The organism is Methylobacterium sp. 174MFSha1.1 (assembly GCF_900116815.1).
Taxonomy (GTDB): domain Bacteria; phylum Pseudomonadota; class Alphaproteobacteria; order Rhizobiales; family Beijerinckiaceae; genus Methylobacterium.
Genome location: NZ_FPCB01000013.1, coordinates 80,502 through 106,092 on the forward strand (window position 1 = coordinate 80,502; position 25,591 = coordinate 106,092).

20 protein-coding genes are annotated in these 25,591 nt (G+C 71.6%); 12 read left to right on the top strand and 8 right to left on the bottom strand.

What is annotated here, in order from left to right; genetic code table 11:
- The first annotated feature begins 163 nt into the window (after positions 1 to 163).
- Together BM430_RS12270 and mfd are read left to right on the top strand one after the other, a co-directional pair.
- Positions 164 to 460 (top strand): FAD assembly factor SdhE, encoded by a 297-nt coding sequence (locus BM430_RS12270; RefSeq protein ID WP_093567541.1) that lies wholly within the window; start codon positions 164 to 166, stop codon positions 458 to 460.
- Between the two features lie 276 nt (positions 461 to 736).
- The gene (mfd, locus tag BM430_RS12275) at positions 737 to 4,339 is read left to right on the top strand and encodes a transcription-repair coupling factor (RefSeq protein WP_093567542.1); all 3,603 of its coding nucleotides are present in this window, start codon (positions 737 to 739) and stop codon (positions 4,337 to 4,339) included.
- Between the two features lie 60 nt (positions 4,340 to 4,399).
- On the opposite strand, the gene BM430_RS12280 is transcribed toward mfd, so the two are convergent.
- The 3 genes from BM430_RS12280 to BM430_RS12290 form a co-directional block, all read right to left on the bottom strand.
- Positions 4,400 to 5,476, bottom strand: coding sequence for a fatty acid desaturase (locus BM430_RS12280; RefSeq protein WP_093567543.1), 1,077 nt, complete (start codon positions 5,474 to 5,476; stop codon positions 4,400 to 4,402).
- A gap of 286 nt (positions 5,477 to 5,762) precedes the next feature.
- The gene (locus BM430_RS12285) at positions 5,763 to 7,862 is read right to left on the bottom strand and encodes a TonB-dependent receptor (RefSeq protein ID WP_244539472.1); all 2,100 of its coding nucleotides are present in this window, start codon (positions 7,860 to 7,862) and stop codon (positions 5,763 to 5,765) included.
- A 368-nt stretch (positions 7,863 to 8,230) separates the two neighbouring features.
- The gene (locus BM430_RS12290) at positions 8,231 to 8,992 is read right to left on the bottom strand and encodes a DUF502 domain-containing protein (protein WP_244539457.1); all 762 of its coding nucleotides are present in this window, start codon (positions 8,990 to 8,992) and stop codon (positions 8,231 to 8,233) included.
- A gap of 105 nt (positions 8,993 to 9,097) precedes the next feature.
- On the opposite strand from BM430_RS12290, the gene BM430_RS12295 reads away from it, so the two are divergent.
- Positions 9,098 to 9,997, top strand: a complete 900-nt coding sequence (locus tag BM430_RS12295) for a DUF6925 family protein (RefSeq protein WP_093567546.1) — start codon at positions 9,098 to 9,100, stop codon at positions 9,995 to 9,997.
- Between the two features lie 90 nt (positions 9,998 to 10,087).
- Here BM430_RS12295 and BM430_RS12300 read toward each other — a convergent pair whose 3' ends face one another.
- The 4 genes from BM430_RS12300 to serS all read right to left on the bottom strand — a co-directional run bounded on the left by BM430_RS12300 (position 10,088) and on the right by serS (position 14,680).
- A complete protein-coding gene (locus tag BM430_RS12300) occupies positions 10,088 to 11,749 on the bottom strand; it encodes a peptidoglycan DD-metalloendopeptidase family protein (protein ID WP_244539458.1) in 1,662 nt (553 codons plus the stop codon).
- A gap of 164 nt (positions 11,750 to 11,913) precedes the next feature.
- Positions 11,914 to 12,606 (bottom strand): protein-L-isoaspartate O-methyltransferase family protein, encoded by a 693-nt coding sequence (locus tag BM430_RS12305; protein ID WP_093567548.1) that lies wholly within the window; start codon positions 12,604 to 12,606, stop codon positions 11,914 to 11,916.
- Positions 12,603 to 13,364, bottom strand: coding sequence for a 5'/3'-nucleotidase SurE (surE, locus tag BM430_RS12310; RefSeq protein WP_093567549.1), 762 nt, complete (start codon positions 13,362 to 13,364; stop codon positions 12,603 to 12,605). Before surE ends, BM430_RS12305 begins: the two co-directional genes overlap by 4 nt.
- Positions 13,364 to 14,680, bottom strand: coding sequence for a serine--tRNA ligase (gene serS / locus BM430_RS12315; protein ID WP_093567550.1), 1,317 nt, complete (start codon positions 14,678 to 14,680; stop codon positions 13,364 to 13,366). The genes surE and serS overlap by 1 nt, the downstream gene beginning before the upstream one ends.
- Positions 14,681 to 15,176: 496 nt before the next feature.
- On the opposite strand from serS, the gene BM430_RS33935 reads away from it, so the two are divergent.
- The 9 genes from BM430_RS33935 (at position 15,177) to tatC (ending at position 23,906) form a co-directional block, all read left to right on the top strand.
- Positions 15,177 to 15,467, top strand: coding sequence for a hypothetical protein (locus BM430_RS33935; RefSeq protein ID WP_143132015.1), 291 nt, complete (start codon positions 15,177 to 15,179; stop codon positions 15,465 to 15,467).
- Positions 15,468 to 15,791: 324 nt separating this feature from the next.
- Entirely contained in the window at positions 15,792 to 17,549 is a 1,758-nt protein-coding gene (argS, locus tag BM430_RS12320) for an arginine--tRNA ligase (protein WP_093567551.1), read from the top strand.
- 182 nt (positions 17,550 to 17,731) lie between these two features.
- A complete protein-coding gene (locus tag BM430_RS12325) occupies positions 17,732 to 19,102 on the top strand; it encodes an SPOR domain-containing protein (RefSeq protein ID WP_093567552.1) in 1,371 nt (456 codons plus the stop codon).
- Between the two features lie 226 nt (positions 19,103 to 19,328).
- Positions 19,329 to 20,339 carry a beta-N-acetylhexosaminidase gene (gene nagZ, locus BM430_RS12330; protein ID WP_093567553.1) on the top strand — a complete coding sequence of 337 codons (1,011 nt, stop codon included), beginning with the start codon at positions 19,329 to 19,331 and terminating at the stop codon, positions 20,337 to 20,339.
- Between the two features lie 25 nt (positions 20,340 to 20,364).
- Positions 20,365 to 21,132 (top strand): segregation and condensation protein A, encoded by a 768-nt coding sequence (locus BM430_RS12335; RefSeq protein WP_244539459.1) that lies wholly within the window; start codon positions 20,365 to 20,367, stop codon positions 21,130 to 21,132.
- Between the two features lie 6 nt (positions 21,133 to 21,138).
- Positions 21,139 to 21,780 (top strand): SMC-Scp complex subunit ScpB, encoded by a 642-nt coding sequence (scpB, locus tag BM430_RS12340; RefSeq protein ID WP_093567554.1) that lies wholly within the window; start codon positions 21,139 to 21,141, stop codon positions 21,778 to 21,780.
- Positions 21,781 to 21,966: 186 nt separating this feature from the next.
- Entirely contained in the window at positions 21,967 to 22,302 is a 336-nt protein-coding gene (locus BM430_RS35245; protein WP_244539460.1) for a twin-arginine translocase TatA/TatE family subunit, read from the top strand.
- 234 nt (positions 22,303 to 22,536) lie between these two features.
- Positions 22,537 to 23,106, top strand: coding sequence for a Sec-independent protein translocase protein TatB (tatB, locus tag BM430_RS12350; RefSeq protein ID WP_093567555.1), 570 nt, complete (start codon positions 22,537 to 22,539; stop codon positions 23,104 to 23,106).
- Positions 23,103 to 23,906 carry a twin-arginine translocase subunit TatC gene (gene tatC / locus BM430_RS12355; RefSeq protein ID WP_093567556.1) on the top strand — a complete coding sequence of 268 codons (804 nt, stop codon included), beginning with the start codon at positions 23,103 to 23,105 and terminating at the stop codon, positions 23,904 to 23,906. The genes tatB and tatC overlap by 4 nt, the downstream gene beginning before the upstream one ends.
- A gap of 234 nt (positions 23,907 to 24,140) precedes the next feature.
- On the opposite strand, the gene BM430_RS35250 is transcribed toward tatC, so the two are convergent.
- Positions 24,141 to 25,310: a tlde1 domain-containing protein gene (locus tag BM430_RS35250; RefSeq protein ID WP_244539461.1), complete on the bottom strand. Its 1,170-nt coding sequence runs from the start codon at positions 25,308 to 25,310 to the stop codon at positions 24,141 to 24,143.
- Positions 25,311 to 25,591: the final 281 nt, after the last annotated feature.

The window sequence follows — 25,591 nt, forward strand, 5'->3', positions numbered from 1 at the left end:
GCATCCGACAGGGTCGCACGATGCGGCATCCGACAGGGTCGCACGATGCGGCATCCGACAGGGTCGCACGATGCGCCTCACGCCCCATATCGGGGCGAAGGGTTTCGCACCCGCGCCCCGGACGGTAAAGCCGCACCGGACCAGCCCGAGGAATTGTCTCGCGATGACCGGCACCACCCGCACCAGCGCCGACCTCGATCCGCGCCGCCGCCGCACCCTGTATCGCTCCTGGCACCGGGGCACCCGGGAGATGGACCTGATCATGGGCCGCTTCGCCGATGCCGAGATCGGCACGCTCACGGAGGAGGAGCTCGACGATTTCGAGCTCCTGATCGAGGTGCCGGACCGCGACCTGTTCCGCTGGATCACCGACGAGGTCGAGGCGCCGTCGAACTACGACACGCCGGTCTATCGCCGGATGAAGGCGTTCCATCAGCATGGGGCGCCTGTGGATCTGTGAGGCGCCACGCCCAACCCTCCCCCCTCTGCGGGGGAGGGTGCCCCGCGGATGCGGGGCGGGAGAGGGGCAGCGCGACGCTGATCCAGGTGGCGCCCTTCATGACGGTCGCGGCCTCTCCGGAAGCGGGGTCCCCTCTCCCGCCCCACTCCGTGTGGCACCCTCCTCGCAGAGGGGGGAGGGTTCAAGTCCGCGCCTTGTCCTGAGGCGCTGCGCGACACGCGAAACTAAATCCCCTGCGCGAGCAGGCCCCGCTGAAGACTTGAACAACAAGACCCGATGGCCAAGCCTGCTCCCAAGCCCCCCGCCCCACCCGCCGCTGTGAAAAAGCCTCCGGCCGCCCGCTTCGCCCTGCCGAAATCCGCGGCGCTGACCAAGGCCGCGGAGGCGCTGAAGGCCGGCGACAGCGCGACGCTGGCGCGCGTGCCGGACGGGTTCGACGCCCTGGTGGTGGCCGATCTCGCCCGCGCCCTGTCGCAGGTGTCGGAGGGGCCGGCGGTGCTGGTCCACGTCGCCCGCGACGGCACCCGTTCGGCGGCCTTCGCCAGCGCGCTCGCCTTCGTCGCCCCCGAGATCGAGGTGATGAGCGTCCCGGCCTGGGACTGCCAGCCCTACGACCGGATCTCGCCGAATCCGGCCATCGCCGCGCAGCGCATGACGGCGCTCTCGCGGCTCGCCCGCACGCGCTCCTCGGCCGAGAAGCCGCGCATCCTCACCACCACGGTCAACGCCCTGGTGCAAAGGGTGCCGCCGAAGTCGCGCATCGCTGTCGAGACCTTCTCCGCCGCGCCGGGCAACGCCCTCGACACCGACCAGATCGTCGCCTGGCTCGAAGCGAACGGCTTCCTGCGCACCGGCACCGTGCGCGACACCGGCGAGTACGCCGTGCGCGGCGGCATCATCGACCTGTCGCCGCCCGGGCTGCCGAACCCGGTCCGCCTCGACTTCTTCGGCGACACCCTCGAGTCGATCCGCGCCTTCGATCCCGAGACCCAGCGCACCATCGGGCAACTGCGCTCCCTCGACCTCGTGCCGATGAGCGAGGTGCAGCTCACCACCGAGACGATCCGGCGCTTCCGCCAGGGCTACGTCACGACCTTCGGCGCCGCGACCCGCGACGACCGGCTCTACGAGACGATCAGCGAGGGGCGGCGCTATGCCGGCCTCGAGCACTGGATGCCGCTGTTCTACGACCACCTCGACACGCTGTTCGACTACGTCGCCGGCGTGCCGCTGATCCTCGACCATCAGGTCGACGACGCGGTGGCCGAGCGCCTGTCCCAGGTCCAGGAATATTACGACGCCCGCTGCGAGGCCTTGAGGGAGCGCCAGAGCGGCACCGCGCCCTACAAGCCGCTCAAGCCCGACGCGCTCTACCTCTCGCCGAACGAGTGGGCGAAGCGCATCGACGGGGCCACGGTCGCCCGCCTCGCCCCCTTCGACGTGCCGGAGGTGACCGGCCGCCGGCTGATCGATGGCGAGGGCGTACCCGGCCGCAGCTTCGCGCCGGAGCGGGCCCAGGAGGGCGTCAACGTCTTCGACGCGGCGGTGACTCACGTCCGCGACCTGCAGGGCGCGGGTCACCACGTCGTCCTGGCGGCGTGGTCGGAGGGGTCGCGCGACCGGCTCTGCGGCGTGCTGACCGAGCACGGCCTGCCGAAGCCGAAGACCATCACGCGGCTCTCCGACATCCTGGCGATGAAGCGCGGCCAGGATATCGGCGTCGCGGTCTGGGGCCTGGAGGCGGGCTTCTCCGCCGGCCAGCTCGCCGTGGTGGCCGAGGGCGACATCCTCGGCGACCGGCTGGTCCGGCCGAAGCGCAAGGCCAAGCGCCCCCAGGACGTGATCCTGGAGGTGCAGGCGCTGGCGCCGGGCGACCTTGTGGTCCACGCCGATCACGGCATCGGCCGCTTCGTCGGCCTCAAGACCGTGACGGCGGCGGGCGCACCCCACGACTGCCTGGAGATCCAGTACAGCGGCGGCCTGCTGCTGCTGCCGGTCGAGAATATCGAGCTCCTGACCCGCTACGGCTCGGAGGATGCCGAGGTCGCCCTCGACAAGCTCGGCGGCGGGGCCTGGCAGGCGCGCAAGGCCAAGCTGAAGCGCCGGATCATGGAGATGGCCGGCGCCCTCATCAAGGTCGCGGCCGAGCGCTTCCTGAAGTCGGCGCCGAAGATGGCGCCGCCGGAAGGCACCTACGGCGAGTTCGCCGCCCGCTTCCCCTACGAGGAAACCGAGGACCAGGAGGCGGCGATCGCCGCCACCCTCGGCGATCTCACCTCCGGCCGGCCGATGGACCGTCTGGTCTGCGGCGATGTCGGCTTCGGCAAGACCGAGGTGGCGCTCCGCGCCGCCTTCGTCACCGCCCTGTCCGGCAAGCAGGTGGCGGTCGTGGTGCCGACCACGCTTCTCGCGCGCCAGCACGCCCGCACCTTCGAGGCCCGGTTCAAGGGCCTGCCGGTCAATGTCGCCCAGGCCTCGCGCTTCGTCGGCAACGCCGATTTGAAGAAGGTCCGCGAGGGCTTGGCCGACGGCTCGATCGACATCGTGGTCGGCACCCACGCGCTGCTCGCGAAGACCATCGCCTTCAAGGATCTCGGCCTCATCATCGTCGACGAGGAGCAGCATTTCGGCGTCGCCCACAAGGAGCGGCTGAAGGCGCTGAAGGCGGAAGTCCACGTGCTGACGCTCTCGGCGACGCCGATCCCGCGCACGCTCCAGCTCGCCATGACCGGGGTGCGCGAGCTCTCGATCATCGCGACGCCACCGGTGGATCGGCTCGCGGTGCGCACCTTCGTGATGCCGTTCGACCCGCTCTCGATCCGCGAGGCGCTGCTGCGCGAGCGCTACCGGGGTGGACAAGCCTTCTACGTCGTGCCGCGCATCGAGCACCTGGAGGAGGTCAAGCGCTTCCTCGACCGCGAGGTGCCCGAGGCCAAGGTGGCGGTGGCCCATGGCCAGATGGCGGCGGGCCAGCTCGAGGACGTGATGACGGCCTTCTACGAGGGCCAGTACGACATCCTGCTCGCCACCACGATCGTCGAATCGGGCCTCGACATCCCGACCGCCAACACGCTGATCGTCCACCGCGCCGACATGTTCGGCCTCGCCCAGCTCTACCAGCTGCGCGGCCGCGTCGGCCGCTCCAAGGCCCGGGCCTACGCCCTGTTCACGACCCCGGAGGGCAAGACCCTGACGGTGCAGGCGGAGCGCCGCCTCTCGGTGCTGCAATCCCTCGACACGCTGGGGGCTGGCTTCCAGCTCGCCAGCCACGACCTCGACATCCGCGGCGCCGGCAACCTGCTCGGCGACGAGCAATCCGGCCACGTCAAGGAGGTCGGCTACGAGCTCTACCAGCAGATGCTGGAGAGCGCGGTCGCGGCGCTCAAGTCCGGCAACGCGCTCCCGACCGACGAGCAATGGTCGCCGACCATCGCGCTCGGCGCCCCCGTCACGATGCCGGAGGAATACGTCTCCGATCTCTCGGTGCGCCTCGGCCTCTACCGCCGCCTCGCGACGCTGGAGAGCGACGGAGAACTGGAGAGCTTCGGCGCCGAGCTGATCGACCGCTTCGGCCCGATGCCGCCGGAGGTCGAGCAGCTCCTGAAGATCGTGACGATCAAGATCCTGTGCCGCGAGACCAACGTCGAGAAGGTCGAGGCAGGCCCGAAGGGCATCGTCATGCACTTCCGCGACCGTGCCTTCGCCAACCCGGCCAAGCTCGCCGGCTACATCGCCGACCAGCGCTCCTTCGCCAAGGTGCGGCCGGACATGAGCGTGGTATTCATCCGCGACCTCGCGACGGTGGCCGAGCGGCTGAAGGAGACCACCGCGATCCTGCGGGATCTGGTGAAGCTGATCACGAAGAAGAAGGCGGCGTGACGAAAAAAGGGGACGGCCCCGCGGCCGTCCCCTTTTGGCGGATCGCGGGCAATGCCTGCGTCAGGCGGCCTGCAGTGTCCGCAGGCCCGAGAACCCGATCAGCTTGCGGGCATCCTCGTCCCAGAGGGCAAGCCCGAGGCAGCGCAGGCTGTCGCGCAAAGTCAGCCGGCCGACCTCGCCGAGCGTCGCGTGGCCGTCCAGGCATTCCTGGAGGCGGTAGTTCGGGATGCGGCTGTTCACGTGGTGGATGTGGTGCAGGCCGACATTGCCGGTGAACCACTGCAGCACCGCCGGCAGGACGTAGTACGAGCTGCCGCCGAGCGCCGCGCGGTGGAAGTCCCAGGCCTCCGGCCCCTCCCAGACGGTCTCCTCGTACTGGTGCTGGACGTAGAACAGCCAGCCGCCGATCCAGGCGGCGACGCTGACGACCGGCAGTAGCACCCAGAGCACCGGCCCGATCCCGCCGCTCGCGACGGCGAGAACCGCCACCATCGCGGCGAGCGCGAGGTCGAGAGCCAGCACGTCCCGCCACGCGGTCCGCCAGGGCAGGCCGCTGCCGAAGGGAAACCGGTGCAGCACCAGGAAGTTGAGCGGCGAACCGAGGACGATCAGGATGAACGGGTTGCGGTAGAGCCGGTAGCGCAGCCGCTGCCAGCGCGACAGGGCGAGGTATTCGCGCACGGTCAGCGTGTGGATATCGCCCGTGCCGCGGCGGCTGAGATCGCCGGTGGAGGCGTGGTGGAGGGCATGCGCCCGCTTCCAGCTGTCGTAGGGGGTCACGGTCAGGAGGCTCAAGAGCCGGCCGAGCGCGTCGTTGGCGGTGCGCGAGGGCAGGAACGAGCCGTGTCCGCAATCGTGCTGGATGATGAACAGCCGGACTAGCAGACCGCCGGCCGGGACGGCGAGCGGAAGAACCCAGAGTTCATGGCCCTGCGCCGCCGCCCAGAGCATGAGTGCGCAGACGGCGAGGTACGGCAGGAGGGTGTTGGCCACCTGGCGGAGGGCGAGCCGCGGAACGGGGTCCCGATAGGCCGCGCAGTGGCGGGCGACCTCGCGCGCGAGCGCCGCGACGTCGATCCGGGACGCCTCGGTCTCGGTCCGGCTCGGGGCCGCAGGGTTCGTCGTGCTGTCTGTCACGGTGGGTCGGCAATCCTGTCTGCTGGTCGGTCGCGCGATGGATCTCGACCCGGTGCGACATCCGCGCGTGGCGGACGGAAGGCCGCCGACGGCGCCGAACCCGGGTGGGGCGATCCACGATCGAGGACGAGGGGGCAGAGGCCGGCCGGAAGGGCCGGGCCGCTGCCGGGTGGGACGCCCCCATAGCATCAATCGCGCGGGCAGGGGGACAGGACCGCGCGACGAACGCCGCGGCATGGTCGTCCCTGCCCGGCCGGTCGCAGGCGGACGAGGCGGACGCCCGCCCTCAGAACCGCGCGATCACCTGCACCCGCACCGTTCGCGAGGCACCGGGCGTGATGTTGTTGTTGGCATCCGCCGTCGCGATGTAGCGCCGGTCGAACAGGTTCTCGATGTTGACCTGCGCCCGCACCCCCTCGGTCACCTGGTAGAACAGGCCGAGGTCGAAGCGGGTGACGCTCGGCAGGCGCACGGTGTTGTCGGACGACGCGAAGGTGTGGGTCTGGTTGATGACGCCGATACCGACCGCGAAGTCCGGCGTGATCGCGAACTTGTTCCACAGGGTGATGGCATTGAACGGTACGAGGGCCACCGTGTTGCCGGCCCGGATCGCGGTCGAGCCGGAGCTGAAGTTGCTGACGATGCGGGCGTCGGTAAAGGCGTAGCCGCCGGCGATCTGCCACCTTTCGGTGACGAAGCCGTTGGCGCCGATCTCGGCGCCCTTGGTGTTGGTCTGCCCGGTGGTGAGGAAGTAGCCGGGCCGGTTCGGGTCGGCGAAGCGCTGGTTATAGCGGTCGAGGTCGTAGAGCGCTGCCGTGAGCTGGAGCACCGGCGAGACGTCCCACTTCGCGCCGACCTCGCGGTTCTCGAACCGCTCCGGCACCGCGATCGACAGGCCCGGGGTCAGGGAGGAGAACTGGTCGCCGGCCGAGGGCAGGTAGGAGACGCTGTAGCTGCCGTAGAACGAGAGGGTCTCCCACGGCTTGACCACGAAGCCGGCCCGCGGCGAAACGAGGTCGTCGACCCGCGCGGTGGTGATCTGCGTGCCACGGTCGGTCGCGGCGAAGTCGAAATGGTCGTAGCGCAGGCCGGCGATCAGCTGCAGGTGCGGCGAGATCTCGATCTGGTCCTGCACGTAGGCCGCGGCGAGGCCGAGGTCGTAGCGGCTGTTGTTGCCGCCGTTGTAGCGGAAATTCACCGGCACCCGCGAGACCGGCGAGAGCGGGTTCACCACCAGCGCGGTCGGGCCCGTGGTCGAGAAGAAGCCGTCCTGCCGGAAGGCGAGGCCGGTCTGGTAGCCGAGCTCGAACCCGCCGAGCAGGGTATGGCCGAGCGGGCCGGTGGCGAACTTGTAAGTGAAGTCGTTCTGGCTGAAGTAGTTCGTGCGCGGCGTAGCGTTGTTGTAGGCGCTCAGGCTCATGCTGGTGCCGGCGGCGTTGACGGCGCTGCCGGGAAAGACGTTCTGGTAGAACTTGTCGTAGTCGGCGAAGCGCAACTGACTGTGCATCTGCACGCCGGATTCGAAGCGGTGGTCGAGGGTCGCGGTGGCGATGTTCGCGTCGACCCGGGCGTAGCTGAGGTCCGGGTTGCCGAAGAAGGTCCGGGTGTTGTCGCGGTAGCGGTAGGGTCGGCCGAACTGCGAGGGGATGCCGCGGTCGGTGACGCGGTCGTCGTGAAAATACTCGTAGGAGAGCTTGAGCGTGGTGTCGGGCCCGAGCACCAGCGTCCCGGTCGGATTGATGCCGTAGCGGCGGATATGGCCGAAGTCGCGGTAGGTGCCGGTATCCTCGACGACGCCGTTGAGGCGGAAGAACGCGCTGTCCGAGAACCGGTCGCCGATGTCGAGAGAGAGGCGCTTGTTGTCGAAGGCGCCGCCTTGCGCGACGATCTCGCGGACCGGCACGCCGTCGGCCTCCTTCAGCACCCGGTTGATGACCCCACCGCCGCCGCCGCGACCGAAGATCATCGCGTTCGGACCTTTCAGCACCTCGATCCGCTCGATGTTGTAGAGATCGCGAAAATACTGCACGTCGTCGCGGATGCCGTTGACGTAGAAATCGGCGTTGGAGCGCTGGCCGCGGATCACCACGTCGTCGCGATTGCCCTCGCCCTGGTGGGGGATCACGCCGGGCACGTAGCGGATCGCCTCCGTCAGGCTCTGGAAGCCCTGGTCGCGGATCTGCTCGCGCGTCACCACGGTGACCGATTGCGGCGTGTCGATCAGGGGCGTGTCGGTGCGGGTCGCCGATGCGGTGCGCCGGGTGAGGTAGCCGACCGTGTCGCCGCGCCCGGCATTCCTCGCTCCGGCGACGTCGATCGTCTCGAGGGCGACCTCGCCCTCGGGCGGGGCGGGCTGCTGCGCGAGGGCGGCGACAGGCGCCAGCATCGTGGTGGCAAGCAACAGGGTGGCGCGGGCAGGCGCGGCCGGCTTCGTCATGGCGGATCGTCCGAGAGATAGAGCTGCGGCCTCGCGAGGGGCGCCCTGTTCTCGCGAGACCTTGCCGCCTTGGCAGCCGCACACTCCCTGCGCAACGGCGTGACTATCGGAAACAAACAGTTCTTGTTTTTATCTGTTATAAGATGAAGTCGTGATCCGGCGGCGAAGCGCTTGGCCGTGCTGCGTTAGCGCCCGCGCCTTGCAATCGTTCGAAGAAGCTTGGCCGTCGCGAACCGGCCTGGATGTTGCCGAAATGCATCATGTCGGCACCGTCGTCGTATCCGGCGGATTGCAGGGTGTGTCCCGGACGTGGGGGTTCAGGCGTCCAGGCGGTCCCGCGCCGGCATCGTCGCCGGACCGGTCGGGGTGGGCCCGACCTGCGCGGCCCGCAGGCCCGCCGCCATGGCCTGCAGGCGGGTCTGCGGGTCCTCGGGCTGGATCACGCCGGCCGACATCACCAGCTTGGCGGCGTCGTCGACGCTGATCGACAACTCGATCACCTCGGCGCGGGGCAGGTAGAAGAAGAAGCCGGTGGTCGGGTTCGGGGCGCAGGGCAGGAACACGCCGACATGGTCGTGCCCGGATCCGAGCGCCGTCTGCACGTCGGGTCCGGCCGGGGCCGACAGGAACACGATCGACCACGTGCCCTTCACCGGGAACTCGACGAGGCCGACGGTGCGGAACGAGGTCCCGCTGGTGGAAAAAAGCGTCTCGAACACCTGCCGCAGGCCGCGATACAGCCCGGAGATGACCGGGGTGCGGGCGAGCAGCACCTCGCCGAACTCCACCACCGAACGGCCGACGAGGTTGGCGGTGAGCGCGCCGAGGGTGGTCAACGCCACGAAGGCGATGACGAGGCCGAGGCCCGGCACGCTGAACGGCAGGTAATGGTCCGGCAGGTAGGCCGAGGGCACCAGCGGCTTGACCCAGCCGTCGATCAGGCTGATGCACCACCAGGTGATGTAGATCGTGATCGCCAGGGGGCCGGCGACGATGACGCCGGTGAAGAAGTAGTTCCGCAGGCGGCCGCGGACGCTGACCCGCTTGCGGGTCGCCGACGGGTCCGGATCGGGGATCAACGGCGAGGTTTCCGACACGATCTGCGATTCTCGACCCGGGCAGGCGCCCCCTGCCCTCGAAGAGGTAGCGGTTTGCTGCGCTGCGCTCAAGGCGGGGAAGACCCTTTGTCGGTCCGGCCTTCGTCGGATCCCGCCGCCCTGCGGGCGGTCCTGGCCCGGGCGCTCGCCGATCCGGCGGTGACCTGGAGCCTCGGCGGCTACGGGGCGGGCGCCACCTTCCGGCGCGATCCCGGCGAGGCGGCGGAGCCCCCGCGCGACGGGCGCCCCGGCCTCGTCACGCCCCGCGGCGCCCTGATCCTGGAGGGGGCCGGCACCCTCGTGCCGGTGGCCTACGAGACGGCGCTCGGCGGCGAATCCTGGAGCCAGGCCCTCGCGCTGTGCCGGCCGCTTCCCGACTTGCCGCCCTGCCCCGCCCCCTTCGTGAGCGAGTGCGGCCCCGACGAGGATGCGGCGCGGCCCGAGGATCGCGATCGCGTGCTGTTCTGCCTCGGGCTGCCCTCGCGCCAGGTCCGGCTCCTCGCCCGGGTGCGCGGTGCCGCCATCCCCGTCTTGCGCGCGGCCTGCGGCCGCCCGGCCGACGCCGCCCTCTGGGAGCGCCTGCCGGCGCTCGGGGCGACGCTGGTGGCGGCATCGCACCGCGCCCGCATCGAGGTCGCCCTGCCCGACGCGCATCCGGGACCGCGGGCGCAATGGTTCGACAAGCTCCTGCGCCAGGGCCGGCTGCACGCCGCCACCGCCCCGATCCCGGCGGGCTTCGCCCCGGTGATCCACCTGCACCCGCCCCATCCGCTGACGGAGGGCGGCTACGACCGCGAGCGCCACGCCGCGTTCCAGGACTGGCTGGCGCGCTGGGGCGATCCGGCGCTGGTCGCGCTCAAGGCCCGCATCCTCGCCGGGGAGACGATGGCCTTGCCCGGGACGCGGGCGGCGCGGGCCGCGGTCCGGGTGGGACTGGCGCAGCGGCGATGTCTCGCCGCGGACCGGCCTGCGCCGGCCGCTCCCTGAACGCGAGAAGGCGGGACGCTCGCACGCCCCGCCTCCCCTTCTCGATCGGTTCGAACTCAGTTGCTCGGCAAGTTCAGTTGCTCGCCAAGTTCAGTTACTCGCCAGGTGCGGGACCGGATCGACCGGGGTGGCGCCCTTCCGGATCTCGAAGTGGAGCTGCGGCGAGGTGACGTTGCCCGATGCGCCGGACTTGGCGATGGTCTGGCCGCGCTTCACCTTCTCGCCCGGCCGCACGTCGATCTCGCCGTTATGGGCGTAGGCCGAGACGTAGCCGTTGGAATGGCGCACCAGGACCAGCTTGCCGTAGCCCTTCACGTCGCTGCCGGCATAGGCCACGGTGCCCTCCTCGGCGGCCTTCACCGGGGTACCCTCGGGCACCGCGATGTTGATGCCCTCGTTGCCGCTCGAGCCGTAGCCCGAGATCACCCGGCCGCGGGCTGGCCAGCGGAAGCTCGATTGCGGATCGGGCGCGGGCGCCGCCGGGGCGACGGCCGGAGCCGGGGCCGGCTCGGGCGCCTTCTCGGGCAGGGCCGCGACCTTCACCGGCTTGACCGGCTCGGGCTTCGGCGCGGGCTTCACCTCGGCGACCTTCTTGACCTCGGGCTTCGGCGCCTCGGCGACCTTCGGCTCCGGCTTCTTGACCTCCGGCTTGGCCTCGGCCTTGATCTCGATCTTCCGTGGCTCGGGCTTGACCGCCTCGGCGACCTTCTTAGGCTCGGGCTTCGCCTTCTCGACGGCCTTCGGCTCGGGCTTCCTGTGCTCGGCCTTCTGCGGCTTGGCCGCGACGGTCTCGTCCCCGTCGTCGTCCTGCTGGCGCGCGGCCACCTTGGCGACGGGTTTCGGTTCGGGCTTGACGGCAACCTTCGGCTCGGGCCGCTGCGGCTTAGCCACGACCTTCTCGCCGTCCTCATCGCGCGGCTCGGGCTTGCGATGGTTCAGCTTGGCGGCGCGCTCGGCGGCGGCGGGTGCTACCGGCTTCGCCTCGGCCTGGCCGGGGCGGGTATGGGCCTTCCGGGCCGATTCCGCCTGTTGCTCGCGGCGTGCGGCCTCCTGCTCGCGGCGTGCGGCGTCCGCCTCGCGGCGCGCGGCCTCCTGCTCACGACGCGTGGCCTCCTGCTCGCGGCGCGCGACCTCCGGGTCGCGGCGCACGGGCTCGGGGCGGGGCGCGACCTCGGCGACCCGGCGCACCGGCTCGGCCGGGCGCGTCTCGGCGACTGGCACCCGCGGCGCGGGCGCCGCCGGGACCGTCCGGGCGCTCATCGCGGGGGCGCCGCCGGCATGGTAGACCGGGATCACGATCTGGCGGCCGGCGGTGACCTGCGAGGCGCTCGACAGGCCGTTGGCCTGGAGGATCGCCGCCGAGGGCACGCCGAAGCGGGTCGACATCTGGTTCAGGCTGTCGTTGGCGCCGACCGTGATGGTGGTGCCGCCGGCGGCCGACCAGCCGGCCGGACCGCCGGTGACCGGGGCCGCCGCGGCGACGCGCGGCGTCTGCACCGGGGTCGAGACCTGACGGTTCGAGAGCGGCGCGGCGGCCAGCGGGGCCGAGAGCGGCCGCGACTGGATCGGCGTCGAGCGCACCGCCGGCGCCACCGCCCCGCCCTCGGGCAGGCTGCCGGTGGCCCCCGGATCCCCGCTCGCACTCGATGAGAACGGGTTCGAGAACGGGTCGAGCCGCACCGCATCGGTGCTGCAGGCCGCCGAAGCACCCCCGATCAGCCCGATGAGGGCGAAGCGCGACAGCGCCCGCATCCCCTTGCCTGTCCCGCGTTCCGGCATCGACGCACCCGTACATCCACGCAACCGTATGATGCGGATTCAAAGCGGATTCAGGTTAAGCTTCCGTTGCGGGGCGGTTGTTTGCCTTCACGCTGAAGGCTGGATTCCGGCCTAGGCGGGGTGGAGCGGCGGCCCGGTCAGAGGCTGGCCGCGAGGCCGGGCGTCAGCGGGCCGATGCGGAGCGGCGTCTCGCGCACCTGCCGCCACGGGCCGTCCGCCTCCTGCGCGATGGCCACCAGACGGGGCCCGGCCGGCGTGCCGAGCGCACCGACGAGGCGCCCGCCCGGGTTCAGGCGCGCGATGAGGGCCTGGGGCAGGTCGGCGAGCCGGCCGTTGACGAGGATACGGTCGAAGCTGCCGGCCTCCTCGGGCGGTGCGCAGCCGTCGGCGAGCCCGACCATCGCGGCGCCGAAGCCGAGCGCGTCGAGGCGCGAGCGGGCGTTGCGGGCCAGCGTCGCGTAGCGCTCCAGGCTGACCACCTCGGCGGCGCCGAGACGCAGCAGCAGGGCCGTGGCGTAGCCCGAGCCGGTGCCGACTTCGAGCACCCGCGCGCCTTGCGGGTTGAGCGCCGCCAGCATCGTGGCGATGACGCTCGGCGCCGTCATGGTCTGGCCGCAGGGCAGCGGCAGGGCGAGATCGCGGCGGGCGAGATCGCGGAAGGCGAGCGGCGCGAAGGCCTCCCGCGGCACCCGCTCCATCGCGCCGAGCACCGCGGCGTCGCGCACCCCGCGGGCGCGCAGGCCCAGCACGAAGGCCGCGGTCTCGACCGCGCCGGACGCCGCCTCGGAATCCTCCCGGCCGGACCCGTCCGGCGCCTCTTCCTCGCTCACGCCAGGGCCTGGGCGAAGCGCGTCAGCGTCGGCTCGTCGGTGAGGTCGAGACGCAAGGGGGTCACCGAGATCTTCCCGTCGGCGATCGCCTTCAGGTCGGTGCCGTGGCCCGGCTCGAACCGCGCCTTGGCGAAGGCGAGCCAGAAATACGGGTTGCCGCGCCCGTCGACCCGCTCGTCGATCGACAGCAGGGCCTGGTTGCGCACCCCTTGCGCCGCCACCGCGATGCCCTGGACGTCGTCGGGCTCGCAATCCGGAAAGTTGACGTTGACCAGGATGCCCGGCTCGATTCCAGCCTCCAGGATGCGCCGCACCACCGACGCCCCGTGCTTCGCCGCCGTGTGCCACTTCACGTTGGCGCGCCCGCCGGCGCCGTAGGCCTGGCTCAGCGCCACCGCCTTCACGCCGAGGATCGTCGCCTCCATGGCGCCCGCGATGGTGCCCGAATAGGTCACGTCCTCGGCGACGTTCTGGCCGCGGTTGACGCCCGAGAGCACGAGGTCGGGCCCGTGCTCCTTCAGGATGTGGCGGATGCCCATGATGATGCAGTCGGAGGGCGTGCCCTTCACCGCGAAGCGCTTCTCGCCGGCCTGGCGCAGGCGCAGGGGATCGTTGAGCGACAGCGAGTGCGACACGCCGCTCTGGTCGGTCTCGGGGGCGACGACCCAGACGTCGTCGGAGAGTTGCCCGGCGATCTCCTCCAGGCAGCGCAGGCCCGGCGCGTGGATGCCGTCGTCGTTGGTGACGAGAATGCGCATCACCGGTGTCCTTCGATGCGGTTGAGCCCGCCCATGTAGGGCGCGAGGGCCGACGGGATCGTGACGCTGCCGTCGGGGTTCTGGTAGTTCTCCATCACGGCGATCAGCGCGCGGCCGACCGCGACGCCCGAGCCGTTGAGGGTGTGGACATAGGCGACGCCCTTGCCCTCCCGCGGGCGGTAGCGCGCCTCCATCCGGCGGGCCTGGAAGTCGCCGCAGACCGAGCAGGACGAGATCTCGCGATAGGTCTTCTGCCCCGGCAGCCAGGCCTCGATGTCGTAGGTCTTGGCCGAGGCGAAGCCCATGTCGCCGGTGCAGAGCGTGACGACCCGGAACGGGATGTCAAGGCGCTTGAGCACGGCTTCCGCGCAGGCCAGCATCCGCTCGTGCTCCTCGGTCGAGCGCTCCGGCGCGGTGACCGAGACGAGCTCGACCTTGCTGAACTGGTGCTGGCGCAGCATGCCGCGGGTGTCGCGCCCCGCCGCCCCGGCCTCGGCCCTGAAGCAGGGCGTGAGGGCGGTGAAGCGGAGCGGCAGCTCGTCCTCGGCGAGGATCGATTCGCGCACGAGGTTGGTGAGCGGGACTTCCGCCGTCGGGATCAGCCAGCGGTTCGGCGCGCCGCTCTCCTGCGCAGTCTCGGGCGAGCCCTGGACCGCCGCGAACTGGTCGTCGCGGAACTTCGGCAGCTGCGCCGTACCGAACATCGCCTCGTCGCGCACGAGCAGCGGCGGCACCACCTCGGTATAGCCGTGCTCAGCCGTGTGCAGGTCGAGCATGAACTGGCCGAGCGCCCGCTCCAGCCGGGCGATCTGGCCCTTCAGCACCACGAAGCGCGAGCCGGAGAGCTTCGAGGCGGTCTCGAAGTCCATCAGGCCCATGGCCTCGCCGAGCTCGAAATGCTGGCGGCCTTCCTGGGAGAGCCCGCGACCCTCGAAGCGGCTCTTCTCGACGTTGTCGTGCTCGTCGCGGCCCTCCGGCACGTCCGGACCCGGAATGTTCGGGATCGCCGCCAGGCGCTCGGCGAGCGCCTTGCCGGCAGTGTCGGCGGCGGCGTCGAGGGCCGGCGCCTCCTCCTTCAGCCGCGCGACCTCGGCCATCAGCGCTTGGGCCCGCGCCTCGTCCTTGGCCTTCTTGGCCGCGCCGATCTCCTTCGACAGGGCGTTGCGCTTCTCCTGGGCCGCTTGCGCCGCCGAGATCGCCGACTTGCGCTCGTCGTCGAGGCCGATCAGCGCCGAGGCGAGCGGCTCCAGCCCGCGGCTCGTCAGGCTCTTGTCGAAGGCGGCCGGGTTGTCGCGGATGGCCCGGATGTCGTGCATGGCGCAGTCCGAATCGTTCTTCTCAAGGCGCCGGAGGGTCCGGCGATGACGCCAGGACGCTTTGCAGCATCGGCCCGGCGGCGACAAGGGAGGAGCCTGCCTCGCTCTCGCGCCTCGAGCCGACCTCGAAATCCGGTCGTGACGTTCAACGTGGTGTCGAGATGCACCCTTTCCCCTGCCCGCGCAGAGACGGCCGCACCAGTTGCGCACAAGTCGGCTTTGCCGACACTCATGGTGCCGGCACGCGAGAGCCGCGGTCGTTTGGCGCTCTCCGGCAAGCGGCTCGCAGCCGTCATGCAGGTCGGGCTGTCCGCTGCTCCATCGCGGCCCGCTTCGCGGACAGGATGCGGCTGCGCCCGCTATCCGTTTCCTGCACGGTAACCGTGCAAAATCGTTGATCGATCGGGGCCCTGGCCCTACATTCGCGAAGTGATGGCCGCGGTGGCAGCCGCGACCCTCGTTAGGCGACTTGCTAGCTCGTCACCAGAGCCCGATCGTGATGGTCAGAGACCATCCGGTCGGGTTTTTGGCAACGATGACGGTGATCATCGGAAATCCGATCACGCCGCTCACCTCCCTTCCAGCCATACCTGCTCAGCCCTCGCGGGTTTCGGTGGCGGTCGGCAATCTCCGCCACAAGCCCCGCTCGCCACGGGGCTTTCGCGACTGGAAGGGTGTCGCCTGCGATAACAATATCAGGCCCTGCTTTCGCATCAAGTCGGAGATGTCAGAAATCTTGCTGCGATCCCAGCGGCGCGATGCCAATCATTGCATTTACAAAAATTAATACCGTTTACTGATTGCTTACTTTTGTGTTTTGCCGCGCCTGCGTGTGCCTTGGTATTTTGGCTTGGCGCCGATCGCCAATGCGCAACGTTATACGTCTTCTGTCATTTGCAGCCAGCCTGAACCCTTTTGTACAGAGAGTCGGCAAATTCAGCCGGTGATGCCAGGACGATTGGCAGCATCGGCCCGGCGGGGACAAGGGAGGAGCCGCCGCTCGCCCGAACCGCCCCGCTTGCAGCCGCCCGCCCCGGCGTGAGAAGAGCCCGGCGCGCTGGGCGCGGCTCACCCCCGCCTCCGGCCCGAACTTTGCAGAACTGGTCAACGCATGAACATCTTCGCCGCCTTCGAGGCCCGCATCGGCGAGGCGCTCGAGACGCTCACCCGCGCCGGCACCCTGCCGGAGGGGCTGGACCGCGCCCGCGTGGTGGTCGAGCCGCCGCGCGATCCGAGCCACGGCGACCTCGCCACCAACGCCGCCCTGGTACTGGCGAAGGAGGCGCGCACCAATCCGAAGGCCCTCGCCGAGGCGCTCGCCGCCGAGCTGCGCCAGGATCCCCGCGTGACGGAGGCCGCGGTCGCCGGGCCGGGCTTCATCAACCTGCGGCTGAACCCCGAGATCTACGCCGAGGTGGTGCGGGCGGTCCTGCGCGAGGGCGAGGCCTACGGTCGCGGCGCACCCGTGCCGGGCGGGGTCAACGTCGAGTACGTCTCGGCCAATCCGACCGGTCCGATGCATGTCGGCCACGGCCGCGGCGCGGTGTTCGGCGATGCGCTGGCCAACCTCCTGGTCGCCGCCGGCCGCGACGTGACGCGCGAATACTACATCAACGATGCCGGCGCGCAGGTCGACGTGCTCGCCCGCTCAGCCTTCCTGCGCTACCGCGAGGCGTTGGGCGAGACGGTCGCGATTCCCGAGGGCCTCTATCCGGGCGACTACCTCAAGCCGGTCGGCACGGCGCTGAAGGACCAGTACGGCGACACGCTCCGCGACAAGCCGGAGAGCGAGTGGCTGCCGCTGGTGCGCGACTTCTCCATCGACCGGATGATGGACCGCATCCGCGAGGACCTGGCGGCCATCGGCATCCACCACGACGTGTTCTTCTCCGAACGCACTCTCCAGGGCGGCGGCAACGGCGGGGCCGTCGCGGCGCTGATCGCCGACCTGCGTGAAAAGGGCCTCGTCTACGAGGGCCGGCTGCCGCCGCCGAAGGGCCAGCTGCCGGAGGATTGGGAGGACCGCGAGCAGACCCTGTTCCGCGCCACCGCCTTCGGCGACGACATCGACCGGCCGCTCCTGAAATCCGACGGCAGCTTCACCTACTTCGCCTCCGACATCGCCTATCACCGCGCGAAGGTGGAGCGCGGCGCCGTCGAGCTGATCGACGTGCTCGGCGCCGACCATGGCGGCTACGTCAAGCGCATGCAGGCGGCGGTGAAGGCGGTCTCCGACGGGAAGGCGGCGCTGGACGTCAAGCTGTGCCAGCTGGTGCGGCTCCTGCGCGGCGGCGAGCCGGTGAAGATGTCGAAGCGGGCGGGCGAGTTCGTCACCCTGCGCGAGGTGATCGACGAGGTCGGGCGCGACCCCGTGCGGTTCATGATGCTCTACCGCAAGAACGACGCGACGCTCGATTTCGACCTCGCCAAGGTGGTGGAGCAGTCGAAGGACAACCCGGTCTTCTACGTCCAGTACGCCCATGCCCGCGCGGCCTCGGTGTTCCGCCAGGCCCGCGAGGCGTTTCCCGACCTCGACCTGTCGCCGGCCGCCCTCGCGGGCGCCGACCTCTCGGGCCTGACCGATGCGGGCGAGCTCGAGATGATGCGCCTGATCGCCCAGGTGCCGCGGGTGATCGAGGCGGCCGCCGCCGCACACGAGCCGCACCGGATCGCCTTCCACCTCTACGAGCTCGCCAGCGCGTTCCATAGTTTCTGGAACAAGGGCAAAGACTTGCCGCAATTACGGTTTGTTAATCAAACCGACAGAAAGTCCACCGAGGCGAGGCTGGCCCTCGTCGCTGCCCTCAAGGGCGTGGTCGCGTCCAATCTCGGGATCCTCGGCGTCGGTGCGCCCGACGAGATGCGCTGAGGCGTCGCCCCGGGGACCGGAGCGCGACCGGACGTCGCGGTATGCCGCAAGGTGATGCCGCGACGGGACGCGAGCGATGGGATCTGACGGCCGCCCTTCCCATATCGGGAGCGGCGGCCGGTGCCGCCGAGCCGGGCCCGAGCGCGGTGAGGTGACGCGAGGGTGAACAGGATGGTGCTGCCATGACGACCAATGCTTCCCGGGTTCCCGTCGATTACGACGGCTACGAGCAGGATCGGCAGCCGGCTCCCACCCGCCAGGGTCATCCGGGCGCCCGGCCCGACCCCCTCGCCGAGCTCGCCCGCATCGTCGGCCAGGACGATCCGTTCCGCGCCCTGCTCGAGGCCAAGGAGGCCAAGGAGGCGACCCGCGCCGCCGAGCCGCCGCGCGGCCGCGTCGAGCCGGTGATGCCGAGCTACGGCGAGGCGCCCCTGCCCGAATCCGGCCTGTCCGCCACCCGCTCCGAGCCGACCCTCGGGGCGCCGATGCCGGCGCATACCCCGGCTTCCGCCTTCAACCAGTACCTCGCCGCGGTCGAGCGCGAGACCGATTCCGAGCCTGCGCCCGCCGCCCCCGAGCCGGAGACGAATCCCGAGCCGCGGCCGCGGGGCCGCCGGCGCATCGCCCTCGTCGGCACCGCGCTCGGCATCGTCGCCGCCTCGATCGGCGGGGCGCTGACCTGGAAGGCTTTCCACCACAGCCGCTCCGGCGCGCCGATCCTGGTGGTGGCCGACCAGACGCCCCTCAAGGTGGCGCCGCAGAATGCCGGCGGCGTCGAGATCCCGGACCAGAACAAGCAGATCTACGAGCGCACCGCGACCGCGCCGGCCAAGGACGGGCAGATCCGCATCGTCAACCGCGAGGAGCAGCCCCTCGACGTCAAGCAGGCGGCCCGCTCGCTCGCCGCCGAGGCCGGCGCGTCGGCGACGCCCGCCGCCCCGGGCAACGCCCTGACCGAGTCCCTCGGCGAGCCGCGCCGGGTGCGCACCGTCTCGGTCCGGCCCGAGCCCTCGCCGGCCGAGGCCCAGCGCGCGGCCCAGGCCGCCGCGCAGGCGCAGGCCGCGCAAGGCCCCGCGGCCTCGCCGATCCCGACCATGACCCTGCCGAGCGAGGCGACGGGTTCGACCCCGGCGCCGATCACCCCGCGCGGCCCGCGCACCATCGCGACCGCCCCCGTGTCCCGCACCCCGGTCGCCGAGGCGCCCGCCGAGACCCCGGTCGCCGAGCCGCGGCAGAAGCCGGTGCAGCGCGTCGCCTCCGCCGAGGCGCCGACCACCACCCAGGCGGTGCCGACGCCCCAGGCGCCGGTCGGCGGCTTCTCGGTGCAGCTCTCGGTGCGCGCCACCGAGAAGGAGGCCGAGGTGGCGTTCCGCCAGGCCCAGGAGCGCTACGGCGCCGTGCTCGGCGGGCAGTCGCCGCTGATCCGCCAGGCCGAGGTCAACGGCAAGTCGATCTACCGCGTCCGCGTCGGGCCGATGGCGAAGGACAGCGCCGACAGCCTGTGCGGCAAGCTCAAGGCCGCAGGCGCCGCCTGCTTCGTCGCCAAGAACTGATATCGAGAACTGAGCCGCCGGATCTCGCGGGCCGAGGCGCCCCGGTCGCGGGCCGGGCGTCGGAAAACCCTCCGGCTGTGGCGCATCGCCGACAGCCGGGGCCGGCGAATCGCCTAAATTCTCCGCTCTTTGCGCTTGCGTTTCCCGAATCACCGGCGCCCGTCATGGGCGCCGGGCGGGACCGCGCGATCGTTCCCTTCCTCTCAACCGCCGAGAGCCGCCGTCGATGACCCTTGCCCTGATCCTCGGTTGCGCCGGCCCGACCTTGAGCCCCGAGGAGGCCGCCTTCTTCCGCGCGGTGCGGCCCTGGGGCTTCATCCTGTTCAAGCGCAACGTCGAGACGCCGGAGCAGGTCCGCGCCCTGACGGCGGCGCTCCGCGACACCGTCGGCCGGGCCGACGCGCCGATCCTGATCGACCAGGAGGGCGGCCGGGTGCAGCGCATGACGCGGCCGCACTGGCCGGCCTACCCGTCCGGCCGGGCCTATTTCCGTGCCGGCGGTCCCGAGACCGGGCCGACGCTCGCCCATCTCGGCGCCCGCCTGATGGCCTACGACCTCGCCGAGGTCGGCATCAACGTCGATTGCGCACCGGTCCTCGACGTGCCGGTGCCGGGCGCCCACGACGTCATCGGCGACCGGGCCTACGGCACCGACCCGGGGGTGGTCGCGGCCTTCGGGCGGGCGGTGGCCGAGGGGCTGATGGCCGGCGGTGTGCTGCCGGTGATGAAGCATATGCCCGGTCACGGCCGCGCCGGCGCCGACAGCCACCACGCCCTGCCGGTGGTGGAGGCGTGCCTGGAGACTCTCGACGCCCACGACTTCCGGCCCTTCCGGGCGATGGCCGACCTGCCGATGGCGATGTCGGCCCACGTGGTGTTCCGCGCCCTCGACCCGGAGAACCCCGCCACCACCTCGGCGACGGTGATCCGCGAGATCGTGCGCGGCCGCATCGGGTTCGACGGCCTCCTGATGACCGACGACCTGTCGATGAACGCCCTCTCCGGCAGCTTCCGGGATCGCACCGCCGCCGCCTTCCGGGCCGGCTGCGACGTCGGCCTGCACTGCAACGGCGTCCGGGCCGAGATGGAGGAGGTGGTGGCCGCCGCGCCCGTCCTCGCCGGCGAGGCCCTGCGCCGGGCGGACACCGCGCTCGCCCGCCTGACCCCCGCCGCCCCGGCCTTCGACCCGGCCGAGGCCCGCGCCCGCCTCGATGCCGGGCTCGCCGCCGCGGCCTGAGGTGGCGCAAGAGTTTGCCGACGCGTTGGCCGACGAGTTCGCGGAGGCCGAGGACGCCGCCGACGGCGCGGCCTTCGTGGTCGACGTCGACGGCTTCGAGGGTCCCCTCGACCTGCTGCTCGAACTGGCCCGGCGCCAGAAGGTCGACCTCGCGCGGATCTCGATCCTGGCTCTGGTCGAGCAGTACCTCGCCTTCATCGACGAGGCGCGCCGCCTGCGGCTGGAACTGGCGGCGGATTACCTGGTGATGGCGGCTTGGCTCGCCTACCTGAAGTCGCGCCTGCTGCTGCCGGCGGCGCCCCGCGGCCCCGAACCCGCCGCCGGCGACCTCGCCGAGGCCCTGAGCCTGCGCCTGCGCCGCCTCGAGGCGATCCGCGCCGCCGCCGCGATGCTCTCCGGGCGGGCCCAGCTCGGGCGCGACGTCTTCGGCCGCGGCGCCGTCCCGCCGGAGCCCGCCGCCGCGCCGGGCTCCTTCGCCGTCACCCTGCACGACCTGATCGCGGCTTATGCCCGCCAGCGTCAGGAGCAGGCGCGGGCGCAGGTGACGCTGCCGCCGCGCAGCGTGTGGTCCCTGGTCGATGCCCGTGCCGCGCTGGAGCGGCTGATCGGCCCGCAGGACGACTGGACCGACCTCGAATCCTGCCTCGCCCAGTACCTCGCCGACCCGAAGCGCCGCGCCACCGTGCGCGCCTCCTCGCTCTCCGCCGTGCTGGAACTCGCCCGCGAGGGCCAGATCCTGCTGCGCCAGGACGGCCCCTTCGCGCCGATCCAGATCCGCGCCGCGGGACCTTAGAGCCGCGTGGCGAAGGCTCTCCGCTTCCCCGGCCCGCCTCCCCCCTCCGAGGCCGCCCGCCTCGCCGAGGCGCTGATCTTCTGCGCGCCCGCGCCCCTCTCCGAGGCCGACCTCGCGGCCCGGCTGCCGCCCGGCACCGACGTTCCGGCGGTGCTCGCCGAGATCGCGGACGCCTACGCGCCCCGGGGCATCACCCTCGCGCGGGTGGCCGGCGGCTACGCCTTCCGCACGGCGCCCGACCTCGCCCCCGCCCTGCGGGGCGGCGTCCCGGAGACGCGCAAGCTGTCGCGGGCCGCCCTCGAGACGCTCGCCATCGTCGCCTACCACCAGCCGGTGACCCGGGCCGAGATCGAGGAGATCCGCGGCGTCAGCACCTCGAAGGGCTCCCTCGACCTGCTGCTCGAGACCGGCTGGGTGCGCCTGCGCGGCCGCCGCCGCACGCCGGGGCGGCCGGTCACCTACGGCACCACCCCGGCCTTCCTCGACCATTTCGGCCTCGACGCCGTCTCCGACCTGCCCGGCCTCGACGAGTTGAAGGGCCTCGGCCTGATCGAGGGCCGGCTGCCGGCCGGCTTCCGGGTGCCGCAGCCGGGTACGGCCGAGCGCGACGAGGATCCGCTGGCCCCCGGCGACGCCGCAGAAGACTGAATTCCCGGGTGGGGCATTCCGCCAGCCCCCGAGGAAACGCTTGTTTTCGCCTCCTGCCGTCCTTACGTTCCGGCCGCACCGCAGGCGCTCGGATCGCCGTTGGGCCTGCGGGAACAGAGGTTTGGGGCGTCGCACGACGCCCCGCGAGAGTGCCGCGGCGACGTGAACGCCGCGCGGGAGAGAACCATGGGCGGCGCGAGTATCTGGCACTGGATCGTCGTCGGCGTGATCATCATGCTGCTGTTCGGGCGCGGCAAGGTGTCCGACCTGATGGGCGACGTCGCCAAGGGCATCAAGGCCTTCAAGAAGGGCATGGCCGACGAGGATCAGGCCCCGACCACGACGGCGCAGGTCCCCCACGCGCAGGTCCCGCCGGTGCCGGTGGCGCCGCCGGTCGTGCAGCCGACCCCGGTCCAGCCGGTTCACGTGCAGCCGACCCCGGTTCAGCCGACCCACGTCCCGACCGCGCAGATGCCGCCGGTCTCCACCACCGAGCCGAACGTCGACCGCAAGGTCGGCTGAGCCGTCCGTCACCATTCTTTCGCGCAGGAGCGCGCGGCCGCCGGCCCGCCTCCGCGCCTTGCGCGTTCCCTGCAAGGTCATCCCGGCACTTGTCCCCGTCCATGCGCCCCGAAGGGCGCGTCCCGGCGGGAACCTGCGCGGCGGTGACTGGCGCCGGCGCACCGGCGTGCTAGACAGCCCGCGCGAGGCGCCCGCTCAAGAGTCGCGCCGCGCGAGTAGCAGGGCCGTCACGCCATGTTCGATATGAGTTGGGGCGAGGTGATGCTGATCGGCGGCGTCGCGCTCGTCGTCATCGGCCCCAAGGACCTGCCCAAGGCCCTGCGCACGGTCGGCCAGGTCACCTCCCGGCTCAAGCGCATGGCCGGCGAGTTCCAGAGCCAGTTCAGCGAGGCGATGCGCGAGGCGGAACTCGACGAGGTCCGCCGCGAGGTCGAGGGCATCAACCGCAGCGTCTCGTCCGCGACGTCGACCGGCTTCAACCCGGTCCAGACCATTCGCAACGAGATCAAGGGCGCCGTCGACGGCGTGCCGAAACCCGCGACGGCGGCGATGCCGGGGACCGATTCCCTCGTCTCCGAGCCGTACGCGGCGCTGCCGGAGCCGCATTCTCTGATCGATCCTGCGCCGATCGACCCCGCCCCCGTCGATCCAGCGGCCCCGCCCGCCTACACGCTTCCGGAGCCCGCGGCCGAGAAGCCGTCGGTCTCGGCGCTTGCCGCGGCGACCGCGCAGCTCAAGGCCGACGCGGCCCGCGCCGCGCCCGATTCGCCTCACCCCACCGCCAGCACGAGCCCGACCGCATGATGACCGAGGCCGATGAAGCCGAGATCGAGGCCTCGCGCGCGCCCCTGATCGAGCACCTGATCGAGCTGCGCTCGCGGCTGATCAAGTCGCTGCTCGCCTTCGGGGTGATGTTCTTCGTCTGCTTCTTCTTCGCGCAGCATATCTACAACATCCTGGTCCACCCCTACGTGACCGTGGTGGGGGCCGAGAAGGCGCGGCTGATCGCGACCCACTTCCTCGAGCAGGTGTTCACCAACATCAAGCTCAGCGTGTTCGGCGCCGGCTTCCTGTCCTTCCCGGTCGTGGCGACCCAGCTCTACGCCTTCGTGGCGCCGGGCCTCTACCGCAACGAGCGCCGGGCCTTCCTGCCCTACCTCGTCGCCACGCCGGTCTTCTTCCTGCTCGGCGCCCTCGTCGTCTACTTCCTGGCGATGCCGCTGCTGATCAAGTTCTCGGTCAGCCTGCAGCAGATCGGCCAGCCCGGCGAGGCCACGATCGAGCTCCTGCCGAAGGTGGACGAGTACCTCTCGCTCATCATGACGCTGATCTTCGCCTTCGGGATCGCGTTCCAGCTGCCGGTGATCCTGACCCTGCTCGGCCAGATCGGGCTGATCGACTCGAAGTTCCTGAAGGATCGCCGGCGCTACGCGATCGTGCTGGTCTTCGTCGCCGCCGCGGTGCTGACCCCGCCCGACGTGATCAGCCAGCTCTCGCTGGCGATCCCGATGCTGCTCCTCTACGAGGCCTCGATCTTCTCGGTGCGCGCGATGGAGAAGCGCCGCGAGCGGGCCCGGGCGGCGGAGGACGCGGCGGGGGAGTGAGGGCTGACCCTCCGCCTCCTCCCAGGGTCCTGCCATCCTCCGGGTCATCCCGGGGCCGCTGAAGCGGAACCCGGGATCCATAACCAGCCGAGGGCCGCAGGATTGAGCGGAGCACGATCCCGCCTCATTCTAGAACGTCGGCGGTTATGATTTCCCGGGTTCTCGCCTGCATCGGGCCCCGGGAAGACGCAGAGGGTGTCACGTTCGTCGAGGGCTGATCGACCCGGCTCTCTCTCAACCCCGTGTCGCCCGATCCGAAGGCCCGCCCCGCCCGATCCGCGGCAGGTCGCTCGCGCCGCTGCCCGGCACCACGACGAGGCGGCGGACCTCGCCGCGCAGGAAGGCCTGCAGGAAGCGGTCGTAGTTGCGGAACGAGACGCAGCCGTTCGAGGCGCCGCTCGGGCCGAGCATGTAGGTATGGGCGAGCAGCCCGACCCGGTTGTGGATGGCGCCGCTGCCGCCGACCGGGTTGAGCCGGATCGCCCGGACGCCGTGGAACAGCGCCTCGCGCTCGGTGAGGTCGTAGGTGCCGGGCGGCGTGGCGCCGCGCATCTTCAGGTGGACGTTGCGCGGGTCGTCCATGTGCGGGCCGAGGCCGGAATGCGCCTCCAGCGACTCGCCGCTCGGCAGGGTCACGGTGCGGGCGCTGATGTCGTAGACCGCGATGCCGGGGCTGGCGCTCAGGCGCGGGCGCGGGCTCGGATCGAGGCCGCCGGGGGCGGCGTAGGCGAGGGTCTGCGTCGGGACGCTCGTCCCCCCTCCCCCGAAGATCCGGTCGAACAGCGACGGCTCCTCCGGCAGCGCGGCCTTGAACACGCTCTGGGTCGAGGCCATGGCCTGGGCGGCGCGCCGCGGCACGCGGGTGGCCAGCACGGTCGGCGCGGACCGTGTCTCGGAGGGGCGCAGCTCGGGCGGGCGCGGCACCGGCAGGGGAACGGCGAAGAGCGGCGTGGTGGCGGGCTGCACCGCCGCGGACGGCGCGGCCTCGCGCGGGTCGGCATCGGGGCGCAGGACCGCGATCGGGGAGACGTCCCGCTCGACGAGGACGGCCGGCGCGGCCTCGGCGAGGCGCTGCGGCGTGGGGACCGGGGTCGCAGCCGCGACGAGCGGGTTCGCCTCGGGCGGGCTCTCGCGGGTGAAGCCCGCCGCGTCGCCCCCGAGGGTCGGCACCGGCGCGAGCATCCAGCCGAGCTCGGCCGGGGAGATGCGCGCCTCGCGCAGCGGCGCGACCGGATCCGCCGCGAGGCCCGCCACCGGGGGCCGGGCCGCCTCGCGCGGCATCAGGCCGGCAGCGGCGCCGATGCCGCCGAGCACCGCGGCGATGCCGAGGAGCCGCCGGTTGCGGCGGCGGCGGCGGAGGGAGCCCGGGGCGAGGCGACCGGACGAATACGCGACGAGGTCCATGCGGCCTGTACTCGATGGCTTGTCCCGCACGGACCCGCCCGGCCGGCCGCCGGCGCGCGAGCGCCCGACGGGCCGGTGAGATCGGCCGTTTAGGAAAGGATCAACCTTAAGCCCTCGTATTGAGCGGTCTCTTGGTTAATCCCGGCTAAATGACCCCGACCAAATTCCAAGAATTCGTGGCACGCTGATGGCGAGAAGGATCGGCGGCTCTCGGGCCGGGGCGACCGTCGTCACCCCGCTTCGGCACGCCGCGGCGCGCGGCCGGCAGGGCCATCCGGGGG

What these genes read in the sequence shown, in the direction of transcription:
- BM430_RS12270 (WP_093567541.1), top strand. Translation starts at nt 164, where the DNA reads ATGACCGGCACCACCCGCACCAGCGCCGACCTCGATCCGCGCCGCCGC.
- mfd (WP_093567542.1), top strand. Translation starts at nt 737, where the DNA reads ATGGCCAAGCCTGCTCCCAAGCCCCCCGCCCCACCCGCCGCTGTGAAA.
- BM430_RS12285 (WP_244539472.1), bottom strand. Translation starts at nt 7,862, where the DNA reads ATGCTGGCGCCTGTCGCCGCCCTCGCGCAGCAGCCCGCCCCGCCCGAG.
- BM430_RS12300 (WP_244539458.1), bottom strand. Translation starts at nt 11,749, where the DNA reads ATGCGGGCGCTGTCGCGCTTCGCCCTCATCGGGCTGATCGGGGGTGCT.
- surE (WP_093567549.1), bottom strand. Translation starts at nt 13,364, where the DNA reads ATGCGCATTCTCGTCACCAACGACGACGGCATCCACGCGCCGGGCCTG.
- serS (WP_093567550.1), bottom strand. Translation starts at nt 14,680, where the DNA reads ATGCACGACATCCGGGCCATCCGCGACAACCCGGCCGCCTTCGACAAG.
- argS (WP_093567551.1), top strand. Translation starts at nt 15,792, where the DNA reads ATGAACATCTTCGCCGCCTTCGAGGCCCGCATCGGCGAGGCGCTCGAG.
- BM430_RS12325 (WP_093567552.1), top strand. Translation starts at nt 17,732, where the DNA reads ATGACGACCAATGCTTCCCGGGTTCCCGTCGATTACGACGGCTACGAG.
- nagZ (WP_093567553.1), top strand. Translation starts at nt 19,329, where the DNA reads ATGACCCTTGCCCTGATCCTCGGTTGCGCCGGCCCGACCTTGAGCCCC.
- BM430_RS35245 (WP_244539460.1), top strand. Translation starts at nt 21,967, where the DNA reads ATGGGCGGCGCGAGTATCTGGCACTGGATCGTCGTCGGCGTGATCATC.
- tatB (WP_093567555.1), top strand. Translation starts at nt 22,537, where the DNA reads ATGTTCGATATGAGTTGGGGCGAGGTGATGCTGATCGGCGGCGTCGCG.
- tatC (WP_093567556.1), top strand. Translation starts at nt 23,103, where the DNA reads ATGATGACCGAGGCCGATGAAGCCGAGATCGAGGCCTCGCGCGCGCCC.
- BM430_RS35250 (WP_244539461.1), bottom strand. Translation starts at nt 25,310, where the DNA reads ATGGACCTCGTCGCGTATTCGTCCGGTCGCCTCGCCCCGGGCTCCCTC.